Raw genomic sequence first — 11,001 nt, forward strand, 5'->3', positions numbered from 1 at the left:
TCGCCCGCCTGAAGTACATGAAGGCCCCCTTCCTTGCGCCTACCGCAAGGAAGGGGGCCTTCATGTACTTCAGGCCAGACCACCTGGACCAGGGCGTTTCCGGTTTGGTTGGCATACCGGGGCATTCTGGGAAGAAGGTCACAAACCCTGGCGGCCCGCCAGGCGCGCGGTAGCTTCGGAGTGGTGCCCACCACATCCACCCCCAGCCGCCGGACCGTGATCAGCGTGTTCGTCGCGCTGGGACTCGCCGGGGTCGCGATGGTGGCGCTGAGCGCCACCGGCGTCGCCGTCAAGCAGGTGAGCGGGCAGCCGCTCGCGATCCTCGAAGAGGTCCCAGGCCCCGACACCGGCCCGACGTGCGCCGTCGACAAACGGTACGTCGACGAGGCGACCTCCGGTATGCGGCCAGACGTCGTCGAGGCATGGAAGGCCCTGCTCGCCAAGGCCAAAGCCCAGAACATCACGCTGTGCGTGAACGACGGCAAGCGCAGCCGGGCCCAGCAGCAACAGGAGTTCGACAAGGCCGTCCAGCGATTCGGCTCGGTGGAGCAGGCCAAGAAGTGGGCGCTGCAGCCGGAGACCTCCATGCACGTCAAGGGAATCGCCGTCGACATCCAGCCGCTGAACTCGGCCTCCTGGGTGGACAAGAACGGCGGCGCGCTCGGCTGGTGCCGCCGCTACGACAACGAGAAGTGGCACTTCGAGTACGACCCGGCCTGGATCACCGGGGGCTGCCCCGCCCTGCTCCCCAGCGCCACCGGCAACTAACCCGTGACCCGCGTGCTCGGAGCCGTAACTCACGTGATTGGAGCCGTAACTCGCGTGTCTGGAGCCGGAACTCGCGTGATTGAAGGCGGAACTCGCCCGACCACGTGAGTTCCGGCTTCAAGCACGCGAGATCCGCCTTCAGACACGCGAGATCCGGCTCCGCGCACGCGAGTTCGCCGCGCGACCGGCGACTAGCCCAGCTTTTCGACCACGTACTTCGCGGCCTCCGCAAGCAACGCCTGGTCGTACGGAGCGTCTTTGGCCGCCTTGCTGGACATGACGGCCATGACGATCGGCGGCTTGCCCGGCGGCCACACGACGGCGATGTCGTTCAGCGTCCCGTAGTCGCCCGTCCCGGTCTTGTCGGCGATGGTCCAGCCGGACGGCAGGCCCGCGCGGATCCGGTCGGCGCCGGTGGCGTTGCGCTGGAGCAGGTCACGGAGGAAGTCGCGTTTGTCGCCCGCCAGCGTGTCGCCCAGCAGGATCCGCTCGTAGTCGGTGCCGAACGCCCGCGGTGACGTCGTGTCGCGTGGATCCCCGGGGGTGGCTTCGGTGATCAGCGGCTCGATCCGGTCCATCCGCGTGACGGTGTCGCCAAGACCGCGGGTGAACGCCGTCAGTTCGGCGGGGCCGCCCAGATCCCGCAGCAGCAGATTGCCCGCCGTGCCGTCGCTGAACCGGATGGCGGCGTCGCACAGCTGGCGGATCGTCATCCCGGTGGCCACGTGCTGTCCGGTGACCGGCGCGTGTTTCATCAGGTCGTCCCGGGAATAGCTGACCCGGGTTTCCAGATGGGACAACGGATTGCGCTGCAGGACGGCGGCCGCCGCGACCCCTTTGAACGTCGAGCAGAACGCGAACCGCTCGTCCGCGCGGTGCTCGACCGTGCCGCCGCCTCCGGTGTCGAGCGCGTACACGCCGAGCCTCGCGTCGAACTTCTTCTCCAGCTCCAGCAACCGGTCGTGATACTGCCGGGTGGGTGGTGGTGGCGGCGCGGGGACGGACGACGGCGCGGACGGAGTCCCGCGAGTACAGGCGGCCAGCGGCGCGAGGACCGCCATCCCCAGCAGCGCACGACGGGTGACAGTCACCGTGATCCCTCCCCCTGATCACTTCGAACATAGCAACTTCTCCACACCTGCCGGATCGGCCAAGCGGCCGAGGACGGACACGGGAGTGTGCCTTCCCCCACTCGACCGGGCCACCATCCTGGTTACCGACGGGTAACCGGCGCTAGGGTGCGGTCAGGACTACCTCTACTTCAGGAGCATTCGTGGCCGCAGGAGCAACACCGCTCGCGCCGAACGCGCGGTCGGTACGCAATGTCGCCTTCGTCGAAGGGGTGCGAACGCCCTTCGGCAAGGCAGGCGAAAAGGGCATGTACGCCGGCACCCGTGCCGACGACCTCGTCGTCAACGCCATCCGTGAACTGCTGCGCCGGCACCCGGAGCTGCCGCCGGAGCGCGTCGACGAGGTGGCGATCGCCGCCACCACCCAGATCGGGGACCAGGGCCTGACCATCGGCCGCACCGCCGCGCTGCTGGCGGGCCTGCCGAAGTCGGTGCCCGGGTTCGCGCTGGACCGGATGTGCGCGGGCGCGATGACCGCGGTCACCACGACCGCGAGCGGCATCGGTTTCGGCGCCTACGACATCGCCATCGCCGGCGGCGTCGAGCACATGGGCCGCCACCCGATGGGCGAAGGCGTGGACCCGAACCCGCGCATCATCGCGGACAAGCTGGTCGACCCGACGGCGCTCGTCATGGGTCAGACCGCGGAGAACCTGCACGACCGGTTCCCGGCGATCACCAAGCAGCGCACCGACGCCTTCGCCGCGCGCAGCCAGGAGAAGTACGCCGAGGCCGTGAAGACCGGCAAGATCGGTCCCGAGCTGGTCCCGGTCGCCACCCGGTCCAAGGAGCTCGGCTGGGGTCTCGCGACCGAGGACGAGCCGCCGCGCCCCGGCACCACCGTCGAGCAGCTCGCCGGGCTGAAGACGCCGTTCCGCCCGCACGGCCGGATCACCGCGGGCAACGCGGCCGGTCTCAACGACGGCGCCACCGCGGCACTGCTCGCCGACGAGGACACCGCCCGCGAACTCGGCCTGCCGATCGGCATGCGCCTGGTGGGCTACTCCTTCGCCGGTGTCGAGCCGGAGGTCATGGGCATCGGCCCGGTGCCCGCCACCGAGAAGCTGTTCAAGCGCACCGGCCTGTCGATCGACGACATCGGCCTGTTCGAGATCAACGAGGCGTTCGCCGTCCAGGTGCTCGCGTTCCTCGACCACTTCGGCATCGCCGACGACGACCCCCGCGTCAACCAGTGGGGTGGCGCGATCGCCTGCGGTCACCCGCTCGCGTCCTCCGGGGTCCGGCTGATGACGCAGCTTTCGCGTCAGTTCGCCGAGCGTCCCGACGTGCGCTACGGCCTGACCACCATGTGCATCGGGATCGGCATGGGCGGCACGGTCATCTGGGAGAACCCGGCGTTCGAGGGGGCCAAGTAGCATGACTTTCACCGCTGAGCAGGCGAAAGCCGCTTTCCCCGACGAGGTCGTCACGAACGCGGTCACGCGTCTGGTGAAGGTGCCCGGGCTCGACAAGCCGGTCGCGCTGATCACCCTGGACAACGGCCACGACCACACCCGGCCGAACACCTTCGGCCCGCAGGGCCTGGTGAGCCTGAACGCCGCGATCGACACCGCGTTCGCGGCCGAGCCCGCCGCGATCGCGGTCACCGGCAAGCCGTTCATCTTCGCCGTCGGCGCCGACCTCTCCGGCGTCGAAGCGGTCGCGGATCCGGCACTGGCGCGGGAGATCGCGCAGACCGGGCACGACGTGTTCCGGCGCCTCACCGAGACCGAGATCCCGACGTTCGGGTTCATCAACGGCGCCGTCATGGGTGGCGGGCTCGAACTCGCGCTCTCCTGCCACTACCGCACGCTTTCGGAGAACACCGCCGCGATCGCGTTCCCCGAGGTCTTCCTCGGCCTGTTCCCGGGCTGGGGCGGCACTCAGCTGCTGCCGAACCTGATCGGGCCGGACGCCGCGGTCACCGTGATCATCGAGAACGCGCTGGCGCAGAACAAGATGCTGAAGGTCGCGCAGGCGGCCGAGCTCGGCATCGTCGACGAGGTCTTCGGTTCGGCCGACTACCTCGAACAGTCCCTGCTGTGGCTGGCGAAGGTCGTCAACGGCGAGATCACCCCCGCCCGCCGCGAGATCGACCGCGGCGCGGGCTGGGACGCCGCGATCGGCCGCGCCAAGGCCATTGTGGACGGACGGACGAAGGGCGCGTCCCCCGGCGCGACCAAGGCCGTCGAGCTGCTGGAGCTGGCCCGTGATAACGACCTCGACCGCGGCTACGCGGCCGAGACCGACGGCCTCGCCGAACTGCTCATGGACGACACGCTGCGTGCCGGGCTGTACTCGTTCAACCTGGTCAACAAGCGCGCCAAGCGCCCGGCCGGCGCGCCGGACAAGTCGCTGGCGCGCAAGGTGAACAAGGTCGGCATCGTCGGCGCGGGCCTGATGGCGAGCCAGATGGCGCTGCTGTTCGTGCGCCGTCTCAAGGTGCCCGTGGTGCTCACGGACGTCGACCAGGAACGGGTCGACAAGGGTGTGTCCTATGTGCACGGTGAGATCGACAAGCTGCTGGCCAAGAAGCGGGTTTCGCCGGACGGCGCGAACCGGCTGAAGGCGCTCGTCACCGGTTCGCTCGACAAGGCCGCGTTCGCCGACGCCGACTTCGTGATCGAGGCGGTGTTCGAGGAGCTGGGCGTCAAGCAGAAGGTGTTCGCCGACCTGGAGCAGTACGTCTCCCCCGAGGCGATCCTGGCGACGAACACCTCGTCGCTGTCGATCACCGCGATGGCTTCGGAACTCAAGCACCCGGAGCGTGTGGTCGGGTTCCACTTCTTCAACCCGGTCGCGGTGATGCCGCTGCTGGAGATCGTCCGTGCGGAGAAGACCGACGACGCCGCGCTGGCCACCGCGTTCGCGCTCGGCAAGCAGCTCAAGAAGTCGAGCGTGCTGGTCAAGGACGCGTCCGCGTTCGTGGTCAACCGGCTGCTGCTTCGCTTCCTCGGCGAGGTGCTGGTGACCGTCGACGAGGGCACGCCGTTCGAGGTCGCGGACAAGGCGCTGGAACCGCTGGGCCTGCCGATGACCCCGCTGACGCTGATGCAGCTGGTCGGCCCGGCGATCGCCCTCCATGTCGGGGAAACCCTGCACGGGACGTTCCCGGACCGGTTCACCGTCAGCGAGAACCTCGACCGCTTCGTCAAGGCGGGCAAGAAGGGCGTCTGGCAGTGGGACGCTCAAGGCAACGCCACCGTCGATCCCGAGGTGGACGAACTGTGGCAGCGCGGCGACTCGCCGTCGACGTCCGAGCTGGTGCGTGACCGCGCGCTGGCCGCGATCGCCGAGGAGATCCGGATCATGCTCGACGAGGGCGTGGTCGCCGAGGCGCAGGACATCGACCTGTGCCTGATCCTCGGCGCGGGCTGGCCGTTCTGGCTGGGCGGCATCACGCCGTACCTGGACCGGGCGGGCGTGTCCGAGAAGGTCAACGGCAAGCCGTTCCTGGCGCCGGGAGTGGCGAGCGTGCCGCTCTCCTGAGCCCGAGCGAAGGCCACCGTCGGCGATCCCTCGATCGCCGACGGTGGCCTTTTGCGTTTTTCGTGAGTTTTGTGGCGCCGTGCTGCGATTTCGGGAACACTCGGCCTACGCCTGGTTTTCCAGGCACTGGGGAAGAACTGAAGAGAACTGGGAGGAAACCCGATGAAGAAGATCGCCAACCGGGACTTCTAGCCGGGCAGCCCGGCTCCCCTGCCATCCTCCGGGGAGCCGGGTCTTCAGCGCTCGCCCACACTTCGGGGTCGGTTCCCGAGACGGGCAGGAGACGCACCGCCGCGGGAAGCACGTCCGGCGTCGTCAGCTTCAGAGACTCCGGCTGATCCGCGAGGACCAGCCGGATCCCGCAGAGTTCCTGCTTCCCCAGCGGAACGGGCGCCGTGTCCTGCGGCGACGGCTCCGAGCACTCAGAGCAACCAGTTGGACGCCCTCGGCTCGCGCACGTCTTCCTCCACAGGGACGATCATCACACAGCGCCGATCGTTGGCCGTCCGGACACCACCCGTTCAGCGAGGCTCTTTAGCGTGCCGCCGGTGAACAGCGAAAAACCGGGCGTGGACCGCCGCGGATTCCTCAAGCGCGCGGGCCTCGTCTCCGCCGCGGCCGCGGGCGCGCCGCTCGCCGCCGCCGCGCCGGCGGACGCCCTCGATCTGAACCTCGACCTCGATCTCGGCATCGATCTCTCGTGGCTCTTCGGCCGGGATCGCTACCAGTGGCTGGTGGGCGATCACCACATCCACACGCAGTACTCGTACGACGCGATGTACACAGTGGACGGAATCGCCGACGGTGCCCGGCGGCACGGGGCGGACTGGGCGGTGATCACCGATCACGGCCACGCCGCGCACGAGAAATCGTCGGTGGAGCGGACGAACGCCGCGATCAGGGCCGCGCAGCGCGAACACCGCGATCTCCTGCTGTGGCAAGGCATGGAGTGGAACGTGCCGGGCGCCGAGCACGCGACCCTGTTCTTCCAAGCGGGTGCGAACCAGGCCGCGAAGCTGCGCGAGTTCGAGCGCGCCTTCGACTGGCGGCTGACCGGGACCGAAGGCGGCACGCCGGACAACGAGGCGCTGGCCGTCAAGGCGATCCGCTGGCTGGCCGCCGAAGAGCGGGCGCGCCGGATCCACGCGCCGGTGGTGGTGATCAACCATCCGCTGCGCAACGGCCGGATCGCCCCACACGAGATCCGCGCGCTGCGCGACGCCTCGCCGGGCATCGTCATCGGCATGGAAGGCGCGCCGGGAGCGCAGGCCGACGGCTTCCCGAAACCGCTCGGGAGCGGCGGTGGCGCGCGCGGCGGATACGGCAACTCCCCCGGCTCGAACTCGTGGCCGGGCTTCCCGGAGTCGGCGTACCGCACCTATGGCGGTTTCGACTGGAGCACCGCGACCCTCGGCGGGCTGTGGGATTCGCTGCTGGCCGAAGGAAAGCCGTGGTGGATCACCAGTAACTCCGACTCGCACTACAACCGCGGCGACACCCACGTCCGGCCCGGCGTCCCCGACGGGTACTACGACGAGCACGGCGCGTACCCGGACCCGATCGACACCGGCGTCCCGCAGAATCTGCCCCCGTACGCGGACTTCGCGCCCGCCGAGTTCAGCCGGACCGTCGTCGGCGTGACCCGCCGGAGCCACGAAGGCGTGCTGGAGGGCCTGCGCGCGGGACGCGTCTGGGCGGTGCACGGCGGGCTCGCGCAAGAGCTGGAATTCGGCGCGTACAGCGGCTGGAGTTCGGCCACGATGGGCGGCAGGCTCCGGGTCCGGCGCGGGGACGACGTCACCATCGTCGTCTCGGCGAAACTGGCGGCCCGGCCCAACGGCGGCGGCACGATCCCCCGGCTCGCGCGGCTCGACCTCGTGTCCGGACCGGTGACCGGCCCGGCCGCCGACCGTGACACGCAGACCGCCCCGGGTACACGGGTGGTGCGCTCCTTCGAACCGCGGTGGACGCCGGGCAGGCGGGTCGCCTTCCGGCACACCTTCCGCAACGTGCGCGAGCCGTTCTTCGTGCGGGCACGCGGAACGGACGGCAAGAAGCACGTGCCCGGCGGGATCGAGCCGAGCGCCGACGTGATCGGGCAGTCGAACCCGTTCGAAGACCTGTGGCTGTACGGGAACCCGATCTTCGTGGACGTGCGGTAGGTACCACTCCTCCACCGCATTTAGAGGACTAAATGCGGTGGAGGAGTGGCTCACGAGAGCTTGTCCGGGTCCGGGCCCAGCCGCTTCCCCTGCTCCAGCGTCGCGATCGCGGCGGTGTCGTGCGCGTCGAGCGCGAAGTCAAAGACGTCCATGTTCGCCTTGATCCGGTCCGGAGTGACGGACTTCGGGATCACCAGGTGGTTCATCTCGATGTGCCAGCGCAGCACGACCTGCGCCGGCGTCTTGCCGTGCTTCCCGGCGATCGTGGTGATCTTCTCGTCGGCGAGCAGGTCCCCGCCGCGCGCCAGGGGGCTCCACGCCTCGGTGAGGATCTCGTGCTTGTCGTGGAAGTCCCGCAGCAGCGGCTGTTGCAGCCACGGGTGGCACTCGATCTGGTTCACCGCGGGTACGGTCCCGGTCTCCTCGATCAGCCGCTCCAGATGCGGGATCTGGAAGTTCGACACGCCGATGGCCTTCGCCCGGCCGTCGGAGGCGATCTTCTCCAGCGCCCGCCACGTTTCCACGTACTTGTCCTGCGACGGCAGCGGCCAGTGGATCAGGTACAGGTCGACGTAGGAGAGGCCGAGTTCGCCCATGCTGGTGTCGAAGGCGCGCAACGCCGAGTCGTAGCCGTGCTCGGTGTTCCACAGTTTCGTGGTGACGAACAGTTCCTCGCGCGGCAGCCCGCTGGAGCGGACGGCCTCGCCGACGCCGCGTTCGTTGGCGTACAGGGTCGCCGTGTCGATGGCGCGGTAGCCCGCCTCGATGGCGGTGCGGACCGCGCCGACCACCTCGTCGTCGCCGATCTTGTACACCCCGAACCCGAGCTGGGGCAGGGACGTTCCGTTGTTCAGCCGAATACTGGGAACCATCCTTGAACGGTAACCCCGGCGAGGGGTCAGGGCAGAGCGGGGAGGTGGACGGTCACCGAAAGACCACCGCCCACAACGGGTTCCGCCGACACGGTGCCGCCGTGGGCCTGGACGGCGGCCCGCACGATCGACAGTCCCAGCCCGGCGCCGGTGCGGGCGGTCCTGGCGACCCCGGCGCGGCGGAACGGTTCGAACAGTTCGGGGACGGCCGCCGGGTCGAGCAGCCCGCCGGACGATCGCACCCGCAGCACCGACCACTGTGGACCGGCCTGCGTGACGACGTCCAGCCAGCCGCCGTCGACGTTGTGCCGCACGGCGTTCTCCAGCAGGTTGCCCGCGATCCGTTCCAGCAGCGCGGGATCGCCGAACGTCGGCGCCCCCGGGGTCGCGAATTCGACGCGGAGGCCGCGTTTCTCCGCGTCCGGCCGGGCCGCCCGCCACGCGCTCGCGACGATCACCGCGAGGTCGACGGGCTCCCTGGCGACCAGTCCCGCGCCGTCCGTGCGCGCGAGCAGCAGCAGCGAACCGACCAGCCGCTCGGCCCGTTCGGTCGCGTCGCGGACCACGGCCGCCATCCGCCGCAATTCGGCTTCGTCGGCCTGCTCGTCGGCCAGGGTGACGTCGAGTTCGGTGCGGATGACCGCGAGCGGCGTCCGCAATTCGTGACTGGCGTTCGCGACGAAGTGCCGTTGCGCGTCGAACGCGGCTTGCAGCCTGTCGAGCATGTCGTCGAAGGTCTCGGCCAGCTCGGCGAGTTCGTCCTTGGTGCGGACCTCGCCGATCCGCTCGCCCATCGATTCGATCGACAGCCGCCGCGCCGTCCCGGTGATCTCGCGCAGCGGCTGCAGCACCCGCGCGGTGAACGTCCACGCGAGAATCCCCGCCGCCAGCACGACGAAACAGAACGCGAGCGCGCCGAACAGTAGCACCCGGTTCCGGGCGTACACCCGCAGATGCTCGGTGACGGCGGAAGCGTCGACGTCGACACCGTCGACCCGCACCGTGGTGCCCGGCGGCAGCTGCGGAACCGCGGAAACGGCGTCCCCGACCAGGTTCCAGGTCAGCCAGAGCAACAGGACGCTGACCAGTGCCACCAGCCCGGTCGCGAGCAACGTGACCCGCGCGCGCAGGCTGCGGGCACCGGACAGGTTCACCCCCGCGCGTTCCCCTGCTCCGGCACCCGGTAGCCGGAGCCGACGACGGTTTCGATGATCCCCGGCTCGCCGAGCTTCTTGCGCAACGTCATCACGGTGACCCGGACGGTGGTGGTGAACGGGTCGGCGTTCTCGTCCCACACGCGTTCGAGCAGTTCCTCGCTGCTGACCACCGAACCGGCGGCCGACAGCAGCACCTCCAGCACGCCGAACTCCTTGCGGGTCAGCTCGACCGGACCGCTCGCGCGGCGGACGGTCCGCCGCGCCGGGTCCAGTTCGACGTCGCCCGAAGTCAGCAGCGGCGGCGCGGCCGGGGTCGCGCGACGGCCCAGCGCGCGTACCCGTGCGACGAGTTCGGGGAAGGCGAACGGCTTGGCGAGATAGTCGTCGGCGCCGAGGGAAAGCCCGTCCACGCGGTCCGAAACGGAACTGCTCGCGGTGAGCATCAGCACCCGGGTCAGCTCGCCGGACGCGACGATCTCGCGGCACAGGTCGTCACCGGACATGCCGGGGAGGTCGCGGTCGAGCAGCACGACGTCGTACCGGGTGACGGTGGCCTTCTCGTGCCCGTCGTCACCGGTGAGCGCGATGTCCACCGCCATCCCCTCGCGCCGCAGGCCGCGTGCGATCGCGTCGGCGAGGGGTTCTTCGTCTTCGACTACCAGAATTCGCACGACCCTACGTTGCCACACCTTCCTGAGAGTGACCTGATCGGACTATCGCGTCGGTACAGTCCAGCGGCCGGGACCTTCAGGTGACGCACTGCGCCGTGTCGCGAAAGCCGCTTTCAGGACGTCCCGTGTCCCGAAAGTGGCTTTCGCGAGGCTCGATGCCGCCGGGACCGCCGGGGCGGGGTGCTCGTGATGCGAAAGCCACGTTCGCAACCTTCAACGTTGCGAACGTGGCTTTCGCAACCCCGCCTGACGCGAGACCGGACCCGCGCCCTTCGCACGTTAAGCGGGACCGCAGAGCGGGCGGCCGAGTGGGTCGTGAGTGGTAAGTGTCGATAGAGCGGATCAGCGTTTACCTGCCCGCGCCTGACCTGCGTGAGGGTGGCGGTTCCGCGGTTGCCGGGCTCGACGATGCAGGAATTGGGACGTTGAATGTCCCAATTCCTGCATCGTCGCTCGGTGCCGCCCAGCTGCGGAGCTTGACCAACGGAGGATTCCGGTCGTTCAACGGCCGGAATCCTCCCCCGTCGACCACACCAGACCTTCAGCGTCCCAATCCCTCCCACTCGATCGCCAGTCACACCAGTGGGTAGGTAAATACGAGTCCGCTACAAAGCCACTCGCCACTCACGACCCCCAAGCTCCAGCTGAGGATCTCGGGTTCGCCGGTCTCAGCGAAGCCGTGGCGGTAGTAAAGGTCCCTTGCTCTCGCGTTGTGGTCGTAGACCCGGAGCCGTACGGTTTCGGCGCCCACG

General features: G+C 69.3%; 8 protein-coding genes. 4 read left to right on the forward strand and 4 right to left on the reverse strand.

The window, feature by feature from the left end:
* Window positions 1-180: 180 nt before the first annotated feature.
* Complete coding sequence (locus CFP71_RS15440; protein ID WP_093934541.1) at window positions 181-768, forward strand: D-alanyl-D-alanine carboxypeptidase family protein; 588 nt, start codon at window positions 181-183, stop codon at window positions 766-768.
* A 191-nt stretch (window positions 769-959) separates the two neighbouring features.
* Here the strand turns inward: CFP71_RS15440 and bla are convergent, their stop codons facing one another.
* Window positions 960-1,829 carry a class A beta-lactamase gene (bla, locus tag CFP71_RS15445; RefSeq protein WP_093934542.1) on the reverse strand — a complete coding sequence of 290 codons (870 nt, stop codon included), beginning with the start codon at window positions 1,827-1,829 and terminating at the stop codon, window positions 960-962.
* A 212-nt stretch (window positions 1,830-2,041) separates the two neighbouring features.
* Here bla and CFP71_RS15450 point away from each other — a divergent pair, with 212 nt between their 5' ends.
* The 3 genes from CFP71_RS15450 to CFP71_RS15460 all read left to right on the forward strand — a co-directional run bounded on the left by CFP71_RS15450 (window position 2,042) and on the right by CFP71_RS15460 (window position 7,549).
* Window positions 2,042-3,274: a thiolase family protein gene (locus tag CFP71_RS15450; RefSeq protein ID WP_093934543.1), complete on the forward strand. Its 1,233-nt coding sequence runs from the start codon at window positions 2,042-2,044 to the stop codon at window positions 3,272-3,274.
* A gap of 1 nt (window position 3,275) precedes the next feature.
* A complete protein-coding gene (locus tag CFP71_RS15455; RefSeq protein WP_093934544.1) occupies window positions 3,276-5,387 on the forward strand; it encodes a 3-hydroxyacyl-CoA dehydrogenase NAD-binding domain-containing protein in 2,112 nt (703 codons plus the stop codon).
* Between the two features lie 548 nt (window positions 5,388-5,935).
* Window positions 5,936-7,549, forward strand: a complete 1,614-nt coding sequence (locus CFP71_RS15460) for a CehA/McbA family metallohydrolase domain-containing protein (protein WP_208635964.1) — start codon at window positions 5,936-5,938, stop codon at window positions 7,547-7,549.
* Between the two features lie 50 nt (window positions 7,550-7,599).
* Here the strand turns inward: CFP71_RS15460 and CFP71_RS15465 are convergent, their stop codons facing one another.
* From CFP71_RS15465 to CFP71_RS15475, 3 genes are read right to left on the reverse strand one after another with little or no spacing between them, the layout of a single operon-like run.
* Entirely contained in the window at window positions 7,600-8,421 is an 822-nt protein-coding gene (locus CFP71_RS15465) for an aldo/keto reductase (protein ID WP_093934546.1), read from the reverse strand.
* A gap of 26 nt (window positions 8,422-8,447) precedes the next feature.
* Complete coding sequence (locus CFP71_RS15470) at window positions 8,448-9,575, reverse strand: sensor histidine kinase (protein ID WP_093934547.1); 1,128 nt, start codon at window positions 9,573-9,575, stop codon at window positions 8,448-8,450.
* Complete coding sequence (locus CFP71_RS15475) at window positions 9,572-10,249, reverse strand: response regulator transcription factor (protein ID WP_167406137.1); 678 nt, start codon at window positions 10,247-10,249, stop codon at window positions 9,572-9,574. Before CFP71_RS15475 ends, CFP71_RS15470 begins: the two co-directional genes overlap by 4 nt.
* Window positions 10,250-11,001: the final 752 nt, after the last annotated feature.

The sequence above is a fragment of the Amycolatopsis thailandensis genome, assembly GCF_002234405.1.
Lineage (GTDB): Bacteria > Actinomycetota > Actinomycetes > Mycobacteriales > Pseudonocardiaceae > Amycolatopsis > Amycolatopsis thailandensis.

Coding starts and splice junctions, on each gene's coding strand:
- bla (WP_093934542.1), bottom strand. CDS start 1,829: ATGGCGGTCCTCGCGCCGCTGGCCGCCTGTACTCGCGGGACTCCGTCC.
- CFP71_RS15455 (WP_093934544.1), top strand. CDS start 3,276: ATGACTTTCACCGCTGAGCAGGCGAAAGCCGCTTTCCCCGACGAGGTC.
- CFP71_RS15465 (WP_093934546.1), bottom strand. CDS start 8,421: ATGGTTCCCAGTATTCGGCTGAACAACGGAACGTCCCTGCCCCAGCTC.